Source organism: Actinopolyspora lacussalsi subsp. righensis (assembly GCF_900116555.1).
Classification (GTDB): Bacteria; Actinomycetota; Actinomycetes; order Mycobacteriales; family Pseudonocardiaceae; genus Actinopolyspora; species Actinopolyspora lacussalsi.
Window position 1 is genome coordinate 260,636 of the sequence record NZ_FPAT01000003.1, and the last position, 22,531, is coordinate 283,166.

Consider the following 22,531-nt stretch of genomic DNA (forward strand, 5'->3'; position numbering starts at 1 on the left):
GGATCGGCACTCGTGGCGGCCGAAGTGCCGAGCGGGATCACCGAGCGCGAGAGGGCCGGATATCGAAATCCCCGGGCTCACTATGCCGCCGTGCCGGGAAAGACGCAGGCCGAGTGGCGGAGCACGGCGGAGTTCGACGGATATATGTCCGAAACGCGGCAGCGCACGTGGTGCCGCGCCACGGTACGTGAAAGCACGGACGACAACCCGGACCGGCTCCCCGGCGGGAAGACCGCCCGGGCTCGGGATCATCCGAGCACGGGCAGCCCGATCGCGGCGTCGACGGCCAGGGCCAGGAACAGCCCGCTGAGGTAGCTGTTCGACAGGTGGAACAGCCGCATCGGGTTGACGCCGCGACCGCGGCGCACCCCCTGGTGCAGCCGCTGTGCCACTACCAGGAACACCGCACCGATCGCCACGGCGCAGCCGACGTAGATCCAGCTGGTGACCGGGATCAGCAGCAGCGTGCTCGCCACGGTGGCCCAGGAGTAGGCCAGGATGCGCGCCGAGACCTGCCGCGGGGTCGCCACGACGGGAAGCATCGGCACGCCCGCCCGCTCGTAGTCCGCGCGGTACTTCATCGCCAGTGACCAGAAATGCGGCGGTGTCCAGAGGAAAACCACGGCGAACATCACCACCGCGGGCCACTCCACGGTTCCGGAGACGGCCGCCCAGCCGACCAGGACCGGCATGCAGCCGGCGGCGCCGCCCCAGACGATGTTCTGCGAGGTGCGTCGTTTGAGCACCAGCGTGTAGATGAAGACGTAGAACAGGGTGGCCGACAGCGCGAGCACCGCCGCCAACAGGTTCGCCCCCGCCCACAGCACGGCGAACGAGGCCACGCTCAGCACGACCCCGAACACCAGGGCATGAGTGCGCGGCACGCGGTAGCTGACCAACGGGCGGGACTTGGTGCGGTCCATGACCGCGTCGATGTCCGAGTCGGCGACGCAGTTGAGCGTGTTCGCGCTGCCCGCGGCCATCGCTCCCCCGACCAGGGTGACCAGCACGAGCAGCAACGAGGGGATGCCGCGTTCGGCCAGGAACATGGCCGGAATCGTGGTGATCAGCAGTAGCTCTATGACGCGCGGCTTGGTCAGTGCCAGATAGGCGCTGAGCACTCCGCGCGCTCCGACGCGGCCGGTGGACCTCTCGCCGTCCCCGGTGGATCGTGTCGCGGTCGTCATGTCTGCGCCGACCCGGTCTGCTGGGTTGTCCCGGCCGCGGGACCGTACTTTGCTGTGCTCCACACGCGGAACCACTGAACCACCTTGTGCTCGGCGAAGAAGGCACCGAAGGGAATCGTCCCGGCCAACAGGACCAGGATCATGGGCCCGATGGGGACCCGCAACAGCCGGGTGATCAACAGTGCCAACACCAGATAGACCATGTACAGCCAACCGTGGGCGATTCCGATGACGGTGGTGGCGGTCTCACCGACGTGTTGCACGTCGGTGCCGCTCGGCCACCCGTACTTGCCCACCATTGCCACGCACAGTGCGATCAGCAGCACGGCCGTCACATACGCCATGACCCGGTAACCGGTCAGCAGAACACTCGGCTTCACGACAACTCCCTCAATCCCGCCTCGTGCCTCCACCACGACCGCGGCGGCGATGTCCGTCCCGTTCGTGGGCCGATGGATCGGCTGCCGTCGTGGCACGCGGATGAGGCGGGCCACCGTGGCTGCCCGTCGTTGAAGACCGTACGCCACGGCTCACAGCGACTTGCGACTACCTGACACCGACAGTGGTCTCGGCCACGTCGGGCGGGAACAACGGCGCTCCGAACCGCGCGGTTCACGCGAGGCGCGGGACGCCCACCAGGGCGGAACACCGCGAGCGTCCGGAGGGCGACTCCGCGCAGCAGCAGCCGCCCCACGAGCGTCCACCCGGTGAGCGACTACCCCGTGAGCTACCACCCGAGGTGCCGTGCCGCTGCGAGCGAGCGGCGAACCGGCGCGGTCTCCCCCGCTACCGAACGTCGCCGACTCGGTACTCCTCGGCCACGAGCTCGTAGGAACGCGACTCGGCATTCCGATCGGTGACGTTCGCCGTGATCATCAGCTCGTCGGCCCCGCTGGTGACTCGGAGTCCGGCGAAGGGTTCCGCCCTCCGGCACACCCGCCGAACCCGATGTTGCTCCCGTGCGACCTTCCGGGTCGATGGTGTGGTTCACACCACTCTTCCACGCCCCCCGCTCCCGAAGGGAGCGGATTGGGCGGGCCGGGTCCGGAATCCACCGGCCTACCACTTCCGCACGTTTCACGAACATTCTTCCGATCTGTTTCGTATCCATACCGACTTCGCGCGCGATAGTCGCGCATCGCACCACAAAAACGAATTGCTTTCATTCAACGATACGTCTCGCTCGTTCGAGTGAGAACGCGGACGTGCGCATCAAGCATGCGCCGGAAAATCCGTCACTCCGCTTAGGATCACCAGCAGCACAGTGTCGAGCGGAAGTGCGGTGGACCATGGAAGACGAGGCCATCGTTCCCCTTAGGCCGGGGTTCGACAACGAGTTCCGCGGATTCAACCGAAAACAGGTTCTGGAACACATCGAACTACTGGAGGACCAGATCCGGATCCTGGTCACGGACAGGGACGAGGCGATCCGGCTCAACGAGGACCAGCGGCGCATCACCGACGAGACGCGCAGGCAGATGGAAGAAACCGCCGGTGAGTTGAAACGGGTGCAGAACGCCGATACGGGGCAGCCCTACATCACCGCGCGGATGCAGCACATGCTGAACATGGCGGAGGAAGAAGCCACCGCCATTCGTGAGCACGCCAATCGTGAGGCCGAGACGATCCGCGGCGTCGCCGAGACCGATGCCGAACGCATCCGGAACGAGGCGGAGAACCGCGCGGCCGAACTGCGTCAGGAGTGTTCGGAGCTCGTCGACGACCTCGAGGAACGCAGAAAACGTCTCGACGAGGAGCACGCTTCGCGCTCCGCCCAGGTCGAGGCGAGGGCCGAGCAGCTCAAGCAGTCCTACCGCAGTACCTACGAAGAGGCCCTGACAGCCGCGCGCAGGGACGCCGACGAGCTGCTCCAGAACACTCGTCAACGCTGCGGCGACCTGGAGGAGGACGCCCGCCGCAGGCACAGCGAGCTCATGGGTGAGCTGCGTTCCCGCGCCGAACAGCTGGAGGACCTGCGCAGCAGGTTGGTGCAGAACATGGACGCGGTGGCCACCTTCGTCGGGCAACAACGCGACGTGCTCAGCGAACAACCCCGACCGCTGTTGATCGTCGAACAGCCCCAGCGGGAGCAGGCCCCCTCGTACGCCACCCCCGGTGGCGAGGCAACCGGCGAGGCACGTGAAGCGCTCTCCCCCGCCGAACCGGAAATGCCCCGGGAATCGTCGGTGGAGGAACGCATCCCGTTCCAGCCGGACCAACAGGCCGCGGAGACCGGCAACCGTCCGATCCCCGTGAACCCCGTCACCGAGGACGATCCGGTACACGACGAAGTCCCCGTGCTGAACAGGGCTAACCCCCTGGGCACGGACGGCGAGAACCATCCCCACTCGGTCGACTACGGACACTGATTCGATGACTGCTGAGCTGATCCCGTGGGCTCCGGCCGGATGGCACCTGCTCCGGCTGGGGCTCGCGGTGCTTTCCGGAGTCCTGCTCACGGCGCTTCCGGCCACGATCCTGCTCGTTCGAGCACGACGACGGCAACAACGGTTGCGCAGGCAACTGGCCAGACTGACCACCTCGACGGCCCTGTTGAGCGGGCCAGGGCGCAACGGACAACCGAGACGGGTCGGAACGGGAGTTCCCCAGGAGGACGAGGCGGAGCACGCCGAGTCCCCCGAGGCGGGCGCGGCGGAACCGGGTGACAGAGCGGACCCGGCACGGGACGAGGAATCCCGGAACCGGCCGGTCGCGCCTTCCGGTGTGGACGCCCCCACCGAACCCGACGCGACGGCCGGAACCGATGTGCCGGAGCGATCCGCCCGAACCGAACAACCCACGACCGCCGAGAACCCGACCACCGGGAACTTCGGTGCCGAGACGCACTTCGGCAGCGAGGAGAGCGCGGAACGGTTCCGCCGGGAGTACATCCAACCGATGGACGACAGCAAACAGCGGTTGGAGGAACTGCGCATGAGCCTGACCGGCGAACTGCGTATGGAGGAGAACGGGCATTCGGGCAACGGACAGCAACAGCGGTAGCGCCGGGGACACCCGACGGCGACCGGAACTCCCACCAGTCACGGCACGCCGGTAAGCACCACTCCCCTCGTGGTGGGACCGGCGATCCCACGTCTCGATCCGATACGGCAACCCAACTCTCGACCATCATCGAGCCGACCCCGCAGGGCAGTCGCGGACAGGAGGATTCGACATGGAAGACGCCGCCGACGCCGTGGTGCCGCTCCGGCCCGGGTTCGACGTCGGGTTCCGCGGATTTCAACGAGAGCAGGTACTGGAGCATCTCGAGGTACTGGAGAACCAGCTCGAACTGGTGACCATAGACCGCAACGAGGCGGCTCGACTGAACTCGGATCTGCGCGAGCTCTACGACCGGACCCGCCAGGAGCTGGCCGAGACACAGCAACGCCTGCACCACGTGGAATCCTCGGAAACGGGCCTGCCCGCCGCGTCCCAGCGGGTGCGGGAGATGCTGGAGCTGGCCGAGGAGGAACTGCGGGCCATCCGCGAACAGGCCGGACACGAGGCGGAAGTGATCCGAGGTTCCGCGGAGAGCGAGGCGAACCGGCTGATCGAGCAGGCCGAGAACACCGCGGGCGAGCTGCACGGGCAGTGCGAACGGCTGCTCGCCGAGATAGAACGCCGCCACGAACGGTTGCACCGCGACCGGGCACGACAGCTCAACGAGCTGCGGGAGCGGGAACAGCGGATGCGCCGATCCGTCCGGGACGCCTACAAGTCGCTGATGAGCGCGGCCCGGCGGGACGCGGCCGAGCTCGTGGAACGAACCCGCCGCGAATGCGGCAGGCAGGAAGCCGAGGCGGAACGACACAGGCGGGAGACCCTGGAGGAAATCACCCGGCACCGCACGGAGCTGGAGTCGCTGCGTGACCACGTGCTGAACACGCTCGACACAGCCAGCGACACCATCGGTGCCTCCGCGGTCTCACTGCGCAAAACGCCGGACCGGGGCGAAGCCCCGACGCCGGACGAGGCCGGGCAGCAGGGGACGGAGCGGCACGACGACGCTTCCGGTCAGGGGGAGCGGGAAACGGCCGAAGCCGCCCCGGAGTCGGAAGTGCCCCGTTTCGTCACCTCCCCCACTTCGATCCCGGTACAGCTGACTCCGATCCTCCCCGAAGCGGAGGACGGGACGCCGGAACAGGCCTCGGGCACCGACGGCTCCGCACCGGAAACCTCGGTGATGGCGAGCACCCCTGGCCCCCGCGTGAGTGAGTACGAGTACGAGCCCCCGGCGGAACAGTCGGATGCGGTGGTACCCCATGAGGAGGGGATCACCACCGTCACCGGCACGGTTCCCGGATCGCTGGAAGAGCAGGATCCCGCCGGTCGGAACTGAACCGGGACGACCGGAGGAAACGGCCCCGAACGACTGCCCGGTTGACGGGCACGGTGAAGGCAGTCCCGAAACAGGTGAAGGCAGCACCGAAACAGCAGAGAGGAGCACCCGCGACGATGGCGCTGGCACAGCTCACCTTCCCGGCGATCGATCTGCTCGCACTAACCTTCCTGGCCGGTTTCGGTGTGGCCACCTTGGTGTTCGTGCCGCTGTTGCGGCGCGAACACCGTCGCGGCAACCGAGCCGCGACCAGATCCCGGCGACAGGCCCGAGTGGTGAGCGACGCACTTCAGGCGAGCACGACGCCGGCGAGCACACCGGCCTCCCCGCCATCGACCGCACCGTCAACCGCACTTTCGACCGCCCCGGAGAATCGGCCTCGAAACGTGGACGAGGAGACCGATCCGGAGTCGACCCTGCCGGACAGCGAGGAGGCGGCGCGCTCCGGAACCACCGACGAGGCCGATCTCGGCACCGGGCGCTCGTCCACCGCCCGCCGGAGCGAGCGGATCGAACTGTGCGCCGCCAAACACCGGGTACGATTCGGGCAGGCGAAAGCTCGACTGCTGACGATCAGCGACGAACTCGAACTCCACTGACCAAGGGCACCGCGGAACTGCTCCGAAGCCGTTCGCTATCCTTACTCCAACGCTGACCGGCCGAGGAGTACGTTTGACCGCCCCTTCACCGGAACGGGAAACCGTGTACCTGGTCGGCACCACCGGCCACCCCAACTACGGCGACGAGCACATCGCCGCCTGCTGGCTACGCCACCTGGCACACCAGGCACCCGACTCGGAGGTCTGGCTGGACTGCCCCAATCCCGGGCCGAGCGAGGTGTTGCTGGGAACGTTGCATCCGAACGTGCGGTTCACCGACACCCTGTGGCGGCTCTGCTGGCACGCCGACTCGCGGGAACCGTGGGAGGTGGCCTCGTTCGTGCGCCAGGCGATCCACGATCCCGGGAGAGCACCCCGCTGGGTCGCGGGCGTGGTCGCGGCCGTTCGGGCGGACGTGGTGCACGTCATCGGTGGTGGCTACATCAACGGGATCTGGCCGCACCACCTCGGGTTGCTCGCGGCGGCCGTGGCGATCGGAGAACGCTCCGGTGCGCGGCTGGCGATGACCGGGCAGGGCCTGACGCCGCTGCCCGGCGAGGCGAGGCAGCTGTTGAGTGCGTTGGCGAGGCGGTTCGACGTGGTGGACGTGCGGGACACGCCCTCGCTGGACGCGCTGGCCAACGTGCCGGAAGTCACCGCCACCGGCGACGACCTGTTCTTCGGGATCACGCCCCACATGTACCGGCAGGACGACTGCCCCGAGGTCATGGTCTGCGTACAGTCCGACCTGTTGAGCATGAGCCGGGCCGCGCTGGCCGGTTTCGTGCTCGAAACCCTGCGGCGCTGGAAAACCCCCTCCGAACGCATCGGGTTCGTGGAGGGGATGCCGCTGGTGGATCGCGAGATCTACACACTGCTGCGACACGAGCTGCCCGACGCCCGCTTCTACCCGTTCTCCGACATCATGGATTCGGGACTGCCCGCCACCGCCGAACAGCGGTGGCTGTCCACCCGGTTCCACACGCACCTGGTCGCGGCGGCGACGGGAGCGGCCGGAACCGCGGTGGCGATCGATGCCGACTACTACACCAGCAAGCACGGTTCACTGATCGCCAGCGGCTCCGGTTGGTCGCTGAACACGGATCTGAGTACCTCGATAGCCACGGAACCGACCGGTGGGTTCGACCTCGGCACGCTGGATTCGCTTCGCTCGGCCAAGAAAGAGCTCGCCGCCAAGATCTACTTCCAGTAGAGCCCTGACGGCTCGGTCCCCGCAGCTACTCACTCGGCGGAACCTCTGGCACGGCTCTCGTTCCGGGGAGGCCCGACATCGGGTAGCGACCTGCACAACGTCGGGCCTTCCTCGCGAGAACCGCACCGGAGAGCCCGCGGCGGTGCCGACTGCCGGGGTGGTCGGAGTGCGGCCCGCGGGAGTGGTGGGAGTGCGGCTACTCGTCGGTGCTGGCGGCGCGGCGATTTCGCGAGAAATCGACGCCGCACCGAAGAACCCCACCGAGCAACGGCTTGAACGGGAACCCGACCCCACCGGCTCCGGGTGAGCGCGTCAGTCGTGCGGCTCGGGCAGCCATGCCGCGGTGGGCCAGCTCTCGGTCTCCCACGCGCTGTTCCAGAACAGCCATTCGTACTCGCTGCACCGCACGAAGGCGGTGAGCATGCGTCGCCGCGTGTGCTCGTCGGTTCCCGCGGCGAGCCTGTCGGTGAGTTCCCTGGCGCCGAGTACCGCGTTGGCGAACTCCTCGTCGGCATAGGTGGCGATCCACCGGCCATAGGGGTGCCCGGCCGTCGTCCCGGTGCTCTCCAGAATCGTGCTGCCCACGTGCTGGTACACCCAGAAACAGGGCAGCAGCGCGGCGACCAGCACCGGATAGGGCTCGCTCAGCGCGGTGGCACGCAGGTAGGAGGTGTAGGCCAGGCACGTCGGCGAGGTCTGGATACCCGCCATCTCGTCCTCGGTGAGACCGAGCTGTTCGATGTAACCGGCGTGCAGCTTGCGCTCCTCGGCCAGCGCTCCGTGTGCGCTGCCCGCCAGAAAAGCCGCGTCTGCGGGCTCGTCGGCCCTGCTCGCGGCGGCGGCCAGTGCCTGCGCGAAGCCGAACAGGTAGCGCGAGTCCTGCACGATGTAGAACGCGAACCGGTCCCGTGGCAGGCTGCCGTCGGCCAGTGCCGTGTTGAACGGGTGGTGCACGATCGCACGTTGCAGTTCGGCGGTGTAGGCCCAGGCTTCGGCGCAGAAACCGCCTGGGACGGGATCGGGAAGGCGGTAGCTCATGTCTTTCCTCAGCTTCGGCGGCTCGACGTGGCGCGGACGGAGTTGTTCAGCTGCGTGGCGTGCTCTCAGCCGGCCACCAGCGGTAGAAGTGGTGCACCGGGCCGTGTCCCTGTCCGACGTCGAGCAGGTCGGCCGCGCGCAGCGCACCGGTGAGGTAGTCCTTGGCCTCGCGCACGGCGGTGGACCAGTCTCGTCCCAGGGCGCGCAGTGCCGCCGTGGCGGCCGACAGGGTGCATCCCGTGCCGTGGTCGTTCTTCGTCAGCACGCGCTCGTGCGACAACAGTTCGACACCGCTCGCGGTGCGCAGCACGTCCACGCTGGATTCACCGCCCAGGTGACCACCCTTCAGCAGCACCCGCTCGACTCCCAGCCCGGCCAGCCGATCGGCCTGGGCGGACATCCCCTCGGTACCGGTCGTCTCCGACACACCGAGCAGGTCCGCCGCTTCGGGCAGGTTGGGTGTGATCAGGTCAACGTGGGGCAGTAACTCGTCCCGCAACGCACGGACGGCGTCGGCGGCGAGCAACCGGTCGCCGCTCTTGGCGACCATCACCGGGTCCAGCACGACCTCGCGTGCCGAGTACTCGGACAACACCCCGGCCACGGTTCGGATGATGTCCGTGTCCGAGAGCATCCCGATCTTGACCGCGTCGACCCGCACGTCGTCGAACAGGGTCCGTAGCTGATCGGCCACGAAGTCCGCGGGGATCTCCCGGACCGAGGAGACTCCCGTGGTGGTCTGGGCCACGAGCGCCGTGGTAACCGCCATACCGTAGGTGCCGTGGGCGGAGAAAGCCTTCAGATCGGCCTGGATGCCCGCTCCCCCGCTGGGATCGGTACCGGCGATCGTGAGCACGTTCGGAATCACTGCTGCCCCTCTCACGGCTGGACGAGCACGGGGGCACGGCGACGACGTACGTGGTTCGTCCGGAACGGCCGCACACCGCTCCGGGAACAGCTGGAACCGCCCGGCAACCGGGCGTGACGGCACACGTACGAGCCGACAACACCGCGACGTCCCTCCGCTAGTGCGAACTAGTTCAGGTTCGACGGGTCTCTCTCAGCCCGGCCGAACGGCCGGGCACCCCGCGTCACTGGCCGGAGGCGGGTCGTTCGTTCCCACTCCGGCGAACCTCAAGATAGCAGCGGCGGTCAACGCCGAACCGAACAACGCCGCACCCGTTCGACTCCGCTACTCGATCAGGCCGACCGGAAACCCCGGCAGCAGCGCTTCACCCTGCCGCACCTGCTGGTGCAGCGTTCCGGTGGCCAGGGAGTGCACCCGGTCCTTCCTGCCTTCGGCACGTACCTCCGCCAACGGCTGCCCGGCCCTCACTCGACTGCCGTCCGCAGCCAACCACCGGACGAGCACGCCCCTGGCGGTTTCCGGTATACGACCGCCCGGCTGTTCGGCGCAGTACAGCAACTCCGTCATCCACTGCCTCCGACTCGGCCAACGCGCGGTGTGTTCCCCGATCGGTCGCTGCCCGACCGGCCCGCGGGTATCTTCGAAAGGTGCAGCCTCCAAAACGCGCGGTCCCGGACGCAACACCGTGCGGACTCGTGTCGCGGAACGCGGACGGCGGCGGGAACGATAACCGCGTGGGCCGGATCGGGACACCACCGAAAAAACCGAACGGGCCCCACATCGTGGAACGACATCCGGCGAGTTATGTCACACCGAGGGCCGCGGCTCCCGCACAGCCACTCCGGGATCGTGAGGCCACGGACGACGGCGGACTAGAGTTGGGGCAATGAACAGCACTACCGAAGTACTCAGCAGCACGCGCGCCCGGCAGAACCCGGGGCAGGACCCGGCCGCGGTCTGGGAACCGCTGGCGGGGCTCGCCGAAGCGGCCGCGGCGACCGCGAGTGGCTCCACCACGGTCGCGATCAACCGCGGTTTCGACCGCAAGGCGCGGGAGCGTGCCCGAGCGCTGCGGCAGCTGCTCGACGAGCGCGGGGTGCGGGCCACCGAGATCACCCCGGCACCGGACAGCGAGGAACTGCTCGCCGACAGCAGTGTCGACTCGGTGATCAACCTGGTGGGCACGGGGTCCTGGCAGCCCTACCGACTCGCCGCCAAGGAACGTGCGGCACTGCTGGCACCGCGTCCGGAGGAAGGCGAGCCGGGCGAGAGCCTGCGGCGCGACGTGATCGCGATGAACCGGCAGGACTCCCGCAGGGACGCCGCACTGAGCAGGGTCGTGGTGCTTCCGGAGAACGCGACGGAAGGCAGCCTCACGCTCAACCGTGGCGGTGAGCCGCTGTCCATCCCCGGTGGGCAGGTCGCGATCACGCTGCACGAGGGGCAGCTGGACGTCCGCATCGAGGGACCGGACTACTCCGAGCAGCACTTCACCGCGGACCGGTTGAGCCTGGAGACGCACGGTGGTCCGCACCGCTTGATCCGCGACGAGATGCCGATCGCGGAGTTCGAGGGCTCGCTGGATTTCGTCTGCGAGCGGGAAGGTCTGGTCGTTCGCTCGGTCTGACCACCGCCCGTTCCCCCCGGCGTCTCCGGGACCTGCCGGAGCGCGCCGAGGAACCGGTTCTCGTGCCACGAGCCGCCTGTTCCGGTCGTGGCGAGTTGTCCGAAGCTCTCAACGTCCCCGTCCGCTGGCGAGCCGAACACCGAGTGTGGCCACCCCGGCGACGGCGAGCGCCGGAACCGCCAGCGCCAGTGGCGCGAGTGTCCCGGGCGCGAGGGCGTTGTGGAGACTCCAGAGCGCGATGCACATCGCCGCACATGCCGCCAGGAACGCGGTGACCGTCAACAACCGACGACGGCGCGGGAGTTCACGAAGTCTCGCGCGGGCGTGGGAGGGAAGTCGGCCCACGGTCACCGCGATCGGCAGCACGGCCGCCGCCAGGATCAGCAGTCCGAGGACCGAATCGGCTCGCCTCGGCGAGTCGCCGAGTCCGACCAGCAGGCCCAGTGTTCCGACGGCCAGGATCAGCAGGGCCCGGTCGAGCACTCGCCACAGCCGCGTGTCGTAACCGCTCACCCCGGTGAGTGTGCCAGTCGATCCGAAGATCTGGACATTCCTGACGCTTCTCCCCTTCCTTGCTGACGCCACACAAGGCATTATCTACTCACGAGTAGCTAGAGTTGTGAGGTGTCGCGTGACGAGTGAACGGACCCCTGAGAGCCGGTCTCGGAGCCCGTTGCCAGGGGCAGCCGGTGAACGCCGAACCGAGCGAGCCGAGCAGGGCGCGGTATCCCGATGGTTCGCACGACGGGCGCCGGTACTGCTCGACGCCCTTACCCTGATCAGGCAGGGTGTCGTCCGCCCGATGCGTCCGGACAGGCTGCTGCGGATCGCGATGGCCTACCGACGTTGGGGGATCGCGATTCCGCTCGGATACGCGGTGGGCGCGATACGCCACCCCGACCGGCCCGCCGTGATCGACGAGCGCGGCGCGCTGAGCTTCGCCGAAGTGGAGCAGCGCACCACCCGACTGGCGAACGGGCTGCGCGAGTACGGGGTGGAATCCGGCTCCAGGGTGGCGATCCTGTGCCGGAACCATCACGGCTTCGTCGAGGGCCTGCTGGCGGCGAGCAAACTGGGTGCCGATTCCGTGCTGCTCAACACCGGCATGAGCTCCGAGCAGATGTCGGCCGTACTGGCCGAGCAGAGCGTGGCCGTGGTGATCTCCGACTCCGAGTTCACCGAAGGGCTGCGACTACCGGACGGCGTGGAACTGCTCGTGAGCTGGACGGAGAGCACGACGAGCGACACCACGCTGGAACAGCTGATCGGACGCTCCCCCGCGACTCCGCTGCCCAAGCGCCCCAGGCACGGCCGGATGATCGTGCTGACTTCCGGAACCACCGGCACACCCAAGGGGGCGCGACGTCCCGATCCGCCGAACCTCAGCCCGGCGACGACGATCATGTCCAGGGTGCCGCTGCGCAGCGGTGAACGAATGCTGGTCTGCGCCCCGATGTTCCACACCTGGGGGCTGGCCGCGTTCCAGCTGGGAACGGTGCTCGGAGCCACCCTGGTGCTGCGCAGGGGATTCGATCCGCAGCAAACTCTCGCCGCGCTGCAGCGGCATCGCTGCGGCGCGATGTTCGCGGTGCCGGTGATGCTGCAACGAATCCTGGAACTGCCCGAGCGACAGCGGCGCAACTACGACCACCGCCAGCTGCGGATCGTCGCCTGCAGTGGTTCGGCACTGTCCGGCACACTCGCCACCGAGTTCCAACGGGCCTTCGGACCGGTGCTGTACAACTTCTACGGCTCCACCGAGGCGTCCTGGGTGAGCATCGCGAATCCGCGGGACCTGCGCACCGCCCCCGGCACGGCGGGCAAACCGCCCCGCGGCACGACGCTGCGGATCCTGGACGAGTCCGGATCCCCGGTGGCGGCCGGCGAGACCGGTGGTGTCCACGTCGGCAACGACATGCTGTTCGAGGGATACACCAACGGCAAGGAGGTCCGGCGAACGAACGGGTTGATGCCCACCGGCGATCTCGGCTACCTCGATCAGGAGGGTCGACTGTTCATCGTCGGGCGAACCGACGACATGATCGTCTCGGGCGGGGAGAACGTCTACCCCAAGGAGACCGAGGACGTCATCGCCTCCTTCGAGGAAGTCCGCGAGGTCGCGGTCACCGGAGTCGAGGACCCGAAGCACGGGCAGCGGTTGGCTGCCTTCGTGGTGCCGCACGAAGGCCACGAGTTGGACGAGGACACCGTTCGTGAGCGGGTGAAGGAGAAGCTTTCCACGTTCGCCCGCCCTCGTGACGTGGTGTTCCTGGACGAACTCCCCCGCAACGCCACCGGCAAGGTGGTCCCGAACCGGCTGCCCTTCCGGGACACGTCCGGGTAGAGCTCCGTCGACCCCGCGCAGCCGGGAACTCCGGGGTGGTGAGACCGCTCGTGCGGCGATCGCTCCGGGAGGTCCGACGTCAGTGGTCCACCACGCCACGTCGGGCCTCCCGCGCCGCGGGAAGCCGTGGCGGTGACGACGCACCAGCGGTTTCGCGTGCACCCACCGTGGCGCGTTAGGCTGACCCCGGTGAACGATCGTCTAGTGTGGATCGACTGTGAAATGACCGGGCTGGAGCTCGGCAAGGACGCGTTGATCGAGATCGCCGCCCTGGTCACCGATGCCGACCTCAACATCCTCGGCGAAGGCGTGGACATCGTGATCCACGCCGACGAGGAGACGCTGCGAACCATGCCGGAGGTCGTGCGGGAGATGCACGACCACTCCGGGCTGACCGAGGAGGTACGCCGCTCCACGGTCACGCTCGCCCAGGCCGAGCAGCGGGTGCTGGAGTACCTGCGGGAGCACGTGCCGAACGGGCGGTCCGCACCGCTCGCGGGGAACTCGATCGCCACCGACCGCGGTTTCATCGCCAGGGACATGCCGGAACTCGACCAGTACCTGCACTACCGCATGGTGGACGTCTCCTCCGTCAAGGAGCTGTGCCGCCGGTGGTACCCGCGTATCTACTACGCCCAGCCGGAGAAAGGGCTGGCGCACCGGGCACTGGCGGACGTGCGGGAGTCGATCCGGGAGCTGGCCTACTACCGGCGCACAGCGTTCGTCCCGCATCCGGGTCCTTCCAGCGAACAGGCACAGGAGATAGCTGACGAGCTGCTCGCCGAGGAGCAGGTCGGCGGTACGGAACGGGCGAAGCGGCGTCTCGAAGAGGAATGAGCTTCGCTCCATCCGGTTGCGCAGCGAAATCGGGAACGCGATCGGCAAAAGGGGATCCCGTTGCGAGCCCGAGAACCGGCCACGCTAGGATGGGATCCGTTGCCCGGTGATGAGACCGGGTGAGCACGGTGGGTGTAGCTCAGGCGGTAGAGCACTGGGTTGTGGTCCCAGGAGTCGCGGGTTCGAATCCCGTCACTCACCCCGCAGAAGGCGGTCCCGATATCGGTTTCCGGTGTCGGGACCGCCGTTTTCGTATCGGGCGGCGTTCACGGGGACCGTCCGCACGACGTACACCGGACCGGGGTGTGCCCCATCACTCCCCCGGTCCGGGCTTCACCCGGCAGCTCACGATCGGCCCCTCGCGGACCGCGTTCCTCGGGCGCCGGTTCCGGGATGTCAGTTCCGGGCCGTCAGTCCTGTGCGAAGCGCTCGGGAAGCATCCTGCCCAATCTGCCGGTGAGTTCCAGCACGCGGCGCGCCCAGCCCGGTGAGGCCGCCGCCAGACCGCACGTCGGCGTGGGAACCACCTGTTCGGCGAGGACCCGCTCGGAAAAGCCCAGCTTGGTCACGAAGGTGCGTACCGGCTCGACCAGTTCGCGCAGTTCCGGCTCGCGCCGGGGCTCGATGGTGGGGACCATGCCCAGCAGCACGGGAAGCCCGGCGTCGAAGACCTCGCCGACCTCTTCGGCGAACTCCTCGGAGCAGGACTCCAGCGTCCCGGCGTCCAGGCTCAGCGCCCCGACACCGGCTCGGCGCGACAACCGCACGGGGGGCCGTGCCGCGCAGCAGTGCACGATCACCGGTCGTGCCACGGCTTCCCCCAACCGCTCGATGGTGTGTTCGAGCAGCCGCTGCACCTCGGGCTCCGGGAACGCGGGGACGGTTCCATAGCCGGAGGGAGTGGGCAGATCACCGGAGAGCACGGCGGGCAACGTCGGTTCGTCCAGCTGCAGCAGTACCCGCCCACCGGTGCGTTCGGCGACCAGCGCGGCGTGCTCGCGAACCCCTTCCACCAGCGCTTCGGTGAAGTCGCGCAACGCGCCGTGGTCGGTCAGCACGCGGTGTCCGCGCTCCAGTTCGATACCCGAGGCCAGCGTCCAGGGCCCGGCGACCTGAAGCTTGATCAGCCGGGGTTCGGTGTCCGCGGCGGTGACTTCCTCCAGCGCGTCGAGATCCCAGCGCAGCAGATCCACCGCCCGGCGCTGGTCGCGTCCCGGGGTACGAGCGACCCGGTAACCGGACGGCACGACCTCGACAGCCAGGTCGGGCAGCATTCCGGCGGTACGCCCCAGCATGTCACCACCCACGCCACGAGCGGGCAGTTCCGGCATCGGGGTCAGGTCGGGCAGTTCTCCCGCCACGATCCGTGCGGTTTCCAGCGGGTCGGTACCGGGCATGGAACCGATGGCGGTCGCGGTACCGGATTTCCAGGGCTGTCGCTGCGTCACGCGACCATTCTCGCAACGGACCCTCCGCCGACAGCCACACGGGAAGTGGGGCGTCCGTTCCGGGTTGTTCCCGGCAGAGACTCGTCATCCGTGATTCTCGCACCAGCCGAGTGGACTCGGGCCGCCCAATCTCGCGTAGAGATCACCATCCACGCAATCGGCACCGCCGCGGGTTCTCGCGTGCGGCTCTCGCGAGGACTGTCCCGACGTTGTGTAGTAACTACCCGATGTCGGGGCACCCGCAGCGAGAGCCGTGCGCGAGGTTCCGCCACGCAACCACCCTGGCCAACCGGGCAGTGAACCGTTTATCGAGTAGCGGAGATCTTGGCGCTGCCGAGCACGAGATCACCCGCCTCCTCGGGCCGGTAGAGCACCACCGACTGCCCGGGAGCCACGCCGCGCATCGGTTCGTGAAGCCGCACCCGAACCCCCTCTTCGGTCGTCTCGGCCACGGCACGACAGGTCTCACCGTGTGCACGGATCTGGGCCACGCACTCGGTCGGACCGTCGATGGGGCTCTCGGAGGGCCAGATCGGCCGATCCGCGTCGATCTCGGTCACCGAGAGTCGTTCCGCCGAACCGACCTCGACCGTGCCGGAAACCGGCTCCAGCGAGAGCACGTAACGCGGCCGTCCGTCGGCGGCGGGTTTGTCGATGCCGAGCCCCTTGCGCTGTCCCACGGTGAAACCGTGCACACCGGAGTGCTCGGCGAGCACCTCGCCCGAGTCGGCGTCGACCATCTCGCCCGGCCGCTCACCCAGCTTGGAGTCCAGGAACTTCTCGGTGGCGCCGTCCGCGATGAAGCAGATGTCGTGGCTGTCCGGTTTTCGCGCCACCGCGAGATCGCGCCGCTCCGCCTCCTCGCGCACCTCCGACTTCAGCGAGTGCCCCAGCGGGAACATCGCGTGCCGCAGCTGTTGCGGGGTCAGCGAAGCGAGCACGTAGGACTGGTCCTTGTCCTCGTCCCTGCTGCGGCGCAGTTCCGGAGCTCCCGACTCCTGCGAGAGCCTGGCGTAGTGCCCCGTCGAGACGGCGTCGAAGCCGAGCGCGACGGCCTTCTCCAGCAACGCCTCGAACTTGATCTTCTCGTTGCAGGTCATGCACGGGTTGGGGGTACGTCCCGCGGCGTACTCGCCCACGAAGGTCTCGATGACCTCCTCGCTGAACCGCTCGGCGAAGTCCCAGACGTAGAACGGGATCCCCAGAATGTCCGCGGCACGTCGCGCGTCGCGGGAGTCCTCCACGGTGCAACAGCCGCGGGCTCCCGTTCGCAACGTCCCCGGTTTGGCGGACAGCGCCAAGTGCACGCCGGTGACGTCGTGCCCCGCGTCCACAGCTCGGGCGGCAGCCACCGCCGAATCCACACCGCCGCTCATCGCCGCGAGTACTCGCACCCTCACACCTCCGTAGGCGCGGTGGCCGATTCCACCGAAGTCTTGCTCAAACCGGAGAGCCCTGCGCCACGGGCCCGCCGCACGGCCGGTTCCAGCGCGTCCAGGAACGCACGGACGTCCTCGCGGGTCGAGTCGTGTCCGAGCGAGAGCCGCAGCGACCCCCGTGCGACCCGCACGTCGGCGCCCATCGCCAACAATACGTGGCTGGGTTCGGCGACACCGGCGGTGCACGCGGATCCGGTGGAGCACTCGATGCCGTTGGCGTCGAGCAGCATCAACAGGCTGTCCCCTTCACAGCCGGGGAAGGTGAAGTGCGCGTTCCCCGGCAACCGGCCGCCCTCGACGGTACCCGGATCGCCGTTGAGCACCGCGTCCGGCACGGCCGAACGCACCCCCTCGACGAGTTCGTCGCGCAGGGCCGCGAGCTCCGCCGCGTGGTGTTCCCGGCGGTCGACCGCCTCGCGCAGCGCACTGGCAAGAGCCAGCACGGCCGGCGTGTCCAGCGTGCCGGAACGGACCTCGCGTTCCTGCCCTCCCCCGTGCAGCAGCGGCGTGCAGGTGACGTCCCTGCCCAGCACCAGCACCCCGACGCCGTAGGGACCACCGATCTTGTGCCCGGTCATCGTCAGCGCCGACACCCCGGAGGACTCGAAGTCCACGGGCAGCGTCTCCACGGCCTGGACGGCGTCGGTGTGCAGCGGTATGCCGTACCGGACGGCCACATCCGCCAGCTCCGGGATCGGGTTGACCGTGCCGACCTCGTTGTTGGCCCACATCACGGTGGCGAGCGCGACCTCGTCCGGGGCCCGACGAACCGCCTCCTCCAGCACTTCGGGAGTCACCCTGCCGTACGAGTCGACCTCCAGCCAGGTGACCTCGGCTCCCTCGTGCTCGGCCAGCCACTCCACGGTGTCGAGCACCGCGTGATGCTCCACGGCGGAGGCGAGCACCCGACGACGCCGCGGATCGGCGTCCCTGCGGCCCCAGAAGATGCCCTTCACCGCGAGGTTGTCGCTCTCGGTGCCGCCACCGGTGAACAGCACCTCGGAGGGGCGAGCGCCGAGGGCGGCCGCGATGTCCTCGCGGGACTCCTCCACGGCACGACGAGCTCGTCTGCCGGAGGTGTGCAGGGACGAGGCGTTGCCCAGCGTGGCGAGCGCCTCGGTCATGACCTCGATCGCGCCCGCACGCATCGGGGTGGTTGCCGCGTGGTCCAGGTACGTCATCGCCCGTCCAGGATAATCCCTCTGGAACGCGCCACCAGGCGCGCACCCAGCGAGCCCGTCAGCATCAGCAGCCCCGCGAGCACGACCACTCCCAGGGTCGGCTCCCGGGTGCTGGCCAGCAGGTTCACCAGCGCCCCTCCCAGGCCGACCAGCAGTGCCTGCCCGAGCATGTCGGAGATCTGCAACGCGGCCGAGTTGAACCCTCGTTCGGCCTGGTCCGAGAGCCCCAGCACCCGTACCGCCGTGCTGGCGACGGATATCCCCATACCGGCACCCGCGATCGACCAGAACACGAAGATCGCCCGGTCCGCTCCCCATTCCGGGGCCAGCAGCGCCACGCCGAGCACGCCCACGACCACCAGCACGAATCCGGACGCCACCAGGTGCTCCCTGCTGAAGCGCCCCTGCCTGCCCTGCCAGAACGAGCCCAACGACCAGCCCAGCGAGGCCACGGTCAGCGGAATTCCGGCCAACATCGCCGAATAGCCGTGCACGACGGTCAGCACCAGCGGGATGAATGCCTCCGCGGTGAAGAAGACACCGGCCAGCAGCCCGCGCGCCAGCACCATGACCGGGATGCCCGGGCGTGCCGAGAGCGTCCCGGTGGGCAGCAGGACCCGCACGCAACCCCACAGCGAGGCGATCGCCGCCACGCCGAGGACCGCCGAGAGCACCGAGGGATGGTCGGCACTCCAGTTGAGCACCACCGTGGCGAGCCCGGCGCCGAGCGCCGCGGGCACCAGCCCCGGTCTCGCCGTGGGCAACGCCTCGGGGCCGCTCCCGGCGCGCCTGATGGTGGGGACGAGCAGGACTGCACCGAGCAGCACGAACGGTGCCAGCCCGAGAAAGACCCACCGCCAGTGCAGCTGTTCGGTGATCAACCCCGCCAGTGCGGGGCCGAGCAGTGAGGGAAGAACCCAGGCCGCGGACATCGCGCCGAATGCCCTGGGGTGATGCCGCTGGGGGTAGACCCTGGCGATCATCACGTACAGCGGCACGGCGACGCTGCCGCCACCCAGTCCCTGCATGGCACGGGCGAGCAGCAGCACGGGCATGTTCGGCGCCGACCCGGCGAGCAGTAGTCCCGCCGCGAACAGGGGCAGCGCGAGCAGCAGCGGCAGGGCGGGCCCGTGCCGGTCGGCGAGTCGGCCCGCGAAGACGGTCCCGACCGCGCTGGCGGCCATGAACAGGGTGAACGCCCAGGAGTACCACCGCTGTCCGTCCAGTTCGGAGGCTATGGTGGGCAGTGCCGTCGCCACCCCCATCGCCTCGAAGGCGACCAGCGTGACCACCAGCAGCAGGCCGATGGTGAAGTTACGGTACCGCGGTGCCCACAGTGGACTCTCGGGCTCCGGGTCCGTCGCGGCGGTCGTTTCGCGGGGGTCGTTCCGATCGGTCACCGCACGATGCTGCGACTTCCACCGCGGTGCAAGTCCAGTGGTTTCCGGCGGGACGTGGCTCACACGCTTCGGTGACGACCCGGGCGCAGTAGGAGGCCAGCTCCCGCCGTGCGGCGGGATTGTCGCGCCGTACGGCGGCGTAGCCGCTGATTCCCGGCCGTCCCGGATCACTCGCGGAAGCGCCGAGTGCGACCGAATCGCGTCCGCGGTCGAACCGCACCGGCGAAGCGGTGGCCGTGGCACGTGGTGAGGGCAGCGGGATCAGCTCCACGACGAGGCCACGCACCGCCAGCACCTCGCGCAGCGAACCCAGCAGGGTGTCCTCGCCGAGGAACGCGGCGACGGTGGTGGGTTCCCCGCTCGCCAGTTCGTACCGCAGTGCCACGGGTCGTACCGGGGCGCCCGCGTCCAACGCCGCCTGGAAGACGGCGGGACGGTACCGCCCGGACGCACGACCGCAACGGGTCGTGCCTTCCGGGAACGCACCGACCACGTAGCCGTGGCGCAGCGCCTCGGTGACGGAACCGATCGCGGCGGGAAGCCCGCTGGGACGGTTCCTGTCGATGAACAGCGTCCCCGCACGCACCGCGAGCATCCCGAGCAACGGCCAGTCGCGCACCTCGGCCTTGGCCAACAGGCGCATGGGACACACCGCCTGCAGCGCGAGCACGTCCAACCAGGACACGTGGTTGGACACCACCAGCGCTCCCGCGCCCTCCCCCGCCCGGGATGGCGGAACTCCGCGCACTCGCAGCCGCACACCGAGGGCGGCGAGAACGCCGGTGAACCACGTTCGGGCGGCGGTGCGACGCAGGCTTTCGGACAGCACCGGCATCGCCGAGGCGAGCAGTACCCCGTACAGCAGCAGCACCGCCACCGCCAGCACCCGGCGGAGTCGGCAGGCGAACGTGGCGCGGGGCAGCGTCCGCCGGTGGGGCAGGCAGTGCGTGTCGCACGGCGAGTTCGGTGTCCAGGTGTCGGCCCCGTTCACGACTCCCCCAGGAAGCGGTCGAGGTATCGCCGGTCGATCTCGTGCGAGTCCAGCAGCACGAAGAAGTCCGCGACGCCGAACTCCGGGTCGTGGGCGGGCGGGCCGCACACTCGGGCTCCCAACCGCAGATACCCGCGCAGCAGCGGTGGCAACCGGACACGATCCGGAGCGGGCACGACTCGGGTGGGCCAGGGCCGGTAAGGCCGAACCCGGTGGGAGCGGGAGGCGTAGTGGCGGCGGCGAACCGTCTGCCAAACGCCGGCGGCCGATGTTCCGCCGTCCCGCAGCGACACCGAGGCGCACCCCGCGAGCCAACGATGGCCGTGCAGCAGCAGGTACCGAGCGATACCGGCCCAGATCAGACCTATCACCGCCCCGGTGCGGTGGTCCGGGTGCACGCAGGAACGCCCGGTTTCCACCAGGTCCGAGCGCAGCGGGGCCAAGGCGGTGAGGTCGAACTCGTCGTCGGAGTAGAGCCGCCCCGCGGCGAGGGCGTGCCGGGGCGGCAGCATCCGGTAGGTACCGACGATCTCGCCCGAGCGTGGCGCTCGTACCACGAGGTGATCGCAGAACTCGTCGAAACGGTCGGTCTCGATCCCGTCCCCGTCCTGGTGGAGCAGGGCCCCCATCTCCGTGGCGAACACCCGGTGGCGCAGCCGCTGGGCGGCTCGAATCTCGGCTGGTTCCCTGGTCAGAAGCAATGAGTAGCGGTCGGCCCCGCTCCGGTCCCGCCCGTCGGTGACGGCCAGCAACGTGGCATCGGATCGCGCTGTTTCGGCCATGTCCGCAGATGTAGCCGGGTCCGTGCGACCACCGGTAGTGGCGCCGGATGGACGCGACGAGAACTTCGGTTGAATGACCGGTACCCGAGGCCCATCGGAGCTCGGGAGGGGCCGAAAGCGTTCGGGGGCGGAGGAGACCGGCCGGTCTCCTCCGCCCCCGAGGACGCCGTGGAACGAGCGGTCGTCAGCCCTTGCGGTTGCCGACCTCCTCGGTCAACTGCGGGGCCACCTTGAACAGGTCACCGACGACACCGAAGTCGGCGATCTCGAAGATCGGTGCCTCGGCGTCCTTGTTGACGGCCACGATGGTCTTGGAGGTCTGCATCCCGGCGCGGTGCTGGATGGCGCCGGAGATCCCCAACGCGAGGTAGAGCTGCGGGGAGACCGTCTTGCCGGTCTGACCGACCTGGAACTGGGCGGGGTAGTAACCCGAGTCGACCGCGGCGCGCGAGGCACCGACGGCGGCGCCGAGGGAATCCGCGAGCTTCTCGATCACCTCGAAGCTCTCCGCGCTGCCGACACCACGGCCACCCGAAACCACCACGTTGGCCTCGGTCAGCTCGGGACGGTCCCCCGATTCCGCGGGCTGCCTGCCGGTGACGGCACCGGACTTGCCCGCGTCGGTGCCCGGAACCTCGACGGATTCACGCGCACCGCCACCGTCCAGCGTCTCCGGCTCGACGCTGCCCGGCAGCATCGACACCACCGGAGCACCGGAAGCGGCCTTGGCCCTTGCCTGGTACGACCCGCCGAACAGCGAGTAGTCGGCCACCCCGTCGGAATCGATGTCGGCGACCTCGGACAGCAGCCCGCTGCCGGTACGCACCGCCAGCCTGCCCGCGATCTCCTTGCCGTCGACGCTGGCCGCCAGCAGCACCGCCGCGGGGGAGACGCGCTCGACGAGGCTCGACAGCACGTCGACCTGCGGCGTGACCAGGTAGTTGTCGATGTCGGCCGATTCCGCCGTGTAAACCTTGGCGGCACCGGCCGAAGCCAGCGCATCGGCGATCTTGTCGGTGGCACCGGGGCCACCGGTGACCACCGCGGCGGGCTCGCCGAGTCGGCGGGCCACCGTGAGCATCTCGTACGTAACCTTCTTGACCTCGCCACCCGCGTGGTCGACGAGGACCAAAACCTCAGACATGGATAACGCCCTTCTCAAACGCGACCGAAGCCGAAACACACCACGACTCGAAACGATCCGGCCTTGTCACGACCAACCGCGAACGACCGAG

At 68.9% G+C, this 22,531-nt stretch carries 21 protein-coding genes, 1 tRNA gene and 1 riboswitch; of the genes, 9 read left to right on the forward strand and 13 right to left on the reverse strand.

What is annotated here, in order from left to right:
* Positions 1–248: 248 nt before the first annotated feature.
* Together BM394_RS07320 and BM394_RS07325 are read right to left on the reverse strand one after the other, a co-directional pair.
* The gene (locus BM394_RS07320; RefSeq protein ID WP_092975734.1) at positions 249–1,187 is read right to left on the reverse strand and encodes a heme o synthase; all 939 of its coding nucleotides are present in this window, start codon (positions 1,185–1,187) and stop codon (positions 249–251) included.
* On the reverse strand, positions 1,184–1,567 hold the full coding sequence (locus BM394_RS07325) for a DUF3817 domain-containing protein (RefSeq protein ID WP_092975737.1): 384 nt from the start codon (positions 1,565–1,567) through the stop codon (positions 1,184–1,186). Before BM394_RS07325 ends, BM394_RS07320 begins: the two co-directional genes overlap by 4 nt.
* A gap of 909 nt (positions 1,568–2,476) precedes the next feature.
* Between BM394_RS07325 and BM394_RS07330 the strand changes: the two genes are divergently transcribed.
* The 5 genes from BM394_RS07330 (at position 2,477) to BM394_RS07350 (ending at position 7,341) form a co-directional block, all read left to right on the forward strand.
* A complete protein-coding gene (locus tag BM394_RS07330; protein WP_092975740.1) occupies positions 2,477–3,556 on the forward strand; it encodes a hypothetical protein in 1,080 nt (359 codons plus the stop codon).
* Positions 3,557–3,560: 4 nt separating this feature from the next.
* Complete coding sequence (locus BM394_RS07335) at positions 3,561–4,190, forward strand: hypothetical protein (protein WP_092975743.1); 630 nt, start codon at positions 3,561–3,563, stop codon at positions 4,188–4,190.
* A 172-nt stretch (positions 4,191–4,362) separates the two neighbouring features.
* On the forward strand, positions 4,363–5,529 hold the full coding sequence (locus BM394_RS07340) for a hypothetical protein (protein ID WP_175530001.1): 1,167 nt from the start codon (positions 4,363–4,365) through the stop codon (positions 5,527–5,529).
* A gap of 116 nt (positions 5,530–5,645) precedes the next feature.
* The gene (locus tag BM394_RS07345; RefSeq protein WP_092975746.1) at positions 5,646–6,128 is read left to right on the forward strand and encodes a hypothetical protein; all 483 of its coding nucleotides are present in this window, start codon (positions 5,646–5,648) and stop codon (positions 6,126–6,128) included.
* 73 nt (positions 6,129–6,201) lie between these two features.
* Positions 6,202–7,341 carry a polysaccharide pyruvyl transferase family protein gene (locus BM394_RS07350; protein WP_092975749.1) on the forward strand — a complete coding sequence of 380 codons (1,140 nt, stop codon included), beginning with the start codon at positions 6,202–6,204 and terminating at the stop codon, positions 7,339–7,341.
* Positions 7,342–7,653: 312 nt separating this feature from the next.
* On the opposite strand, the gene tenA is transcribed toward BM394_RS07350, so the two are convergent.
* The 3 genes from tenA to BM394_RS07365 all read right to left on the reverse strand — a co-directional run bounded on the left by tenA (position 7,654) and on the right by BM394_RS07365 (position 9,814).
* The gene (gene tenA / locus BM394_RS07355; protein ID WP_092975752.1) at positions 7,654–8,379 is read right to left on the reverse strand and encodes a thiaminase II; all 726 of its coding nucleotides are present in this window, start codon (positions 8,377–8,379) and stop codon (positions 7,654–7,656) included.
* A gap of 46 nt (positions 8,380–8,425) precedes the next feature.
* Positions 8,426–9,247, reverse strand: coding sequence for a bifunctional hydroxymethylpyrimidine kinase/phosphomethylpyrimidine kinase (gene thiD / locus BM394_RS07360; RefSeq protein WP_092975755.1), 822 nt, complete (start codon positions 9,245–9,247; stop codon positions 8,426–8,428).
* Between the two features lie 132 nt (positions 9,248–9,379).
* A riboswitch (TPP riboswitch) is annotated at positions 9,380–9,478 on the reverse strand.
* 93 nt (positions 9,479–9,571) lie between these two features.
* Positions 9,572–9,814, reverse strand: a complete 243-nt coding sequence (locus BM394_RS07365; RefSeq protein ID WP_092975759.1) for a biotin/lipoyl attachment domain-containing protein — start codon at positions 9,812–9,814, stop codon at positions 9,572–9,574.
* A 319-nt stretch (positions 9,815–10,133) separates the two neighbouring features.
* Here BM394_RS07365 and BM394_RS07370 point away from each other — a divergent pair, with 319 nt between their 5' ends.
* The gene (locus BM394_RS07370) at positions 10,134–10,874 is read left to right on the forward strand and encodes a hypothetical protein (RefSeq protein WP_092923760.1); all 741 of its coding nucleotides are present in this window, start codon (positions 10,134–10,136) and stop codon (positions 10,872–10,874) included.
* A 108-nt stretch (positions 10,875–10,982) separates the two neighbouring features.
* Here the strand turns inward: BM394_RS07370 and BM394_RS07375 are convergent, their stop codons facing one another.
* Positions 10,983–11,387, reverse strand: a complete 405-nt coding sequence (locus tag BM394_RS07375; protein ID WP_092975763.1) for a hypothetical protein — start codon at positions 11,385–11,387, stop codon at positions 10,983–10,985.
* 289 nt (positions 11,388–11,676) lie between these two features.
* On the opposite strand from BM394_RS07375, the gene BM394_RS07380 reads away from it, so the two are divergent.
* From BM394_RS07380 to BM394_RS07390, 3 genes are all read left to right on the forward strand, one after another.
* The gene (locus BM394_RS07380) at positions 11,677–13,218 is read left to right on the forward strand and encodes an AMP-binding protein (protein ID WP_217643415.1); all 1,542 of its coding nucleotides are present in this window, start codon (positions 11,677–11,679) and stop codon (positions 13,216–13,218) included.
* 189 nt (positions 13,219–13,407) lie between these two features.
* Positions 13,408–14,055: an oligoribonuclease gene (gene orn / locus BM394_RS07385; RefSeq protein WP_092975768.1), complete on the forward strand. Its 648-nt coding sequence runs from the start codon at positions 13,408–13,410 to the stop codon at positions 14,053–14,055.
* Positions 14,056–14,183: 128 nt separating this feature from the next.
* Positions 14,184–14,256: transfer RNA gene (locus tag BM394_RS07390), tRNA-His, on the forward strand.
* Between the two features lie 209 nt (positions 14,257–14,465).
* Here BM394_RS07390 and BM394_RS07395 read toward each other — a convergent pair.
* From BM394_RS07395 to BM394_RS07425, 7 genes are all read right to left on the reverse strand, one after another.
* A complete protein-coding gene (locus tag BM394_RS07395) occupies positions 14,466–15,503 on the reverse strand; it encodes a methionine synthase (protein ID WP_092975771.1) in 1,038 nt (345 codons plus the stop codon).
* 305 nt (positions 15,504–15,808) lie between these two features.
* Positions 15,809–16,897, reverse strand: a complete 1,089-nt coding sequence (gene mnmA / locus BM394_RS07400; protein ID WP_092975774.1) for a tRNA 2-thiouridine(34) synthase MnmA — start codon at positions 16,895–16,897, stop codon at positions 15,809–15,811.
* A gap of 2 nt (positions 16,898–16,899) precedes the next feature.
* Positions 16,900–18,123 carry a cysteine desulfurase family protein gene (locus BM394_RS07405; protein ID WP_092975777.1) on the reverse strand — a complete coding sequence of 408 codons (1,224 nt, stop codon included), beginning with the start codon at positions 18,121–18,123 and terminating at the stop codon, positions 16,900–16,902.
* Positions 18,120–19,523: an MFS transporter gene (locus BM394_RS07410; RefSeq protein WP_139235162.1), complete on the reverse strand. Its 1,404-nt coding sequence runs from the start codon at positions 19,521–19,523 to the stop codon at positions 18,120–18,122. The genes BM394_RS07405 and BM394_RS07410 overlap by 4 nt, the downstream gene beginning before the upstream one ends.
* Complete coding sequence (locus BM394_RS07415) at positions 19,438–20,514, reverse strand: lysophospholipid acyltransferase family protein (RefSeq protein WP_217643399.1); 1,077 nt, start codon at positions 20,512–20,514, stop codon at positions 19,438–19,440. Before BM394_RS07415 ends, BM394_RS07410 begins: the two co-directional genes overlap by 86 nt.
* Positions 20,511–21,296, reverse strand: a complete 786-nt coding sequence (locus BM394_RS07420) for a GNAT family N-acetyltransferase (RefSeq protein WP_092975780.1) — start codon at positions 21,294–21,296, stop codon at positions 20,511–20,513. The genes BM394_RS07415 and BM394_RS07420 overlap by 4 nt, the downstream gene beginning before the upstream one ends.
* Before the next feature lie 184 nt (positions 21,297–21,480).
* A complete protein-coding gene (locus BM394_RS07425) occupies positions 21,481–22,440 on the reverse strand; it encodes an electron transfer flavoprotein subunit alpha/FixB family protein (protein ID WP_092923786.1) in 960 nt (319 codons plus the stop codon).
* Positions 22,441–22,531 lie beyond the last annotated feature (91 nt).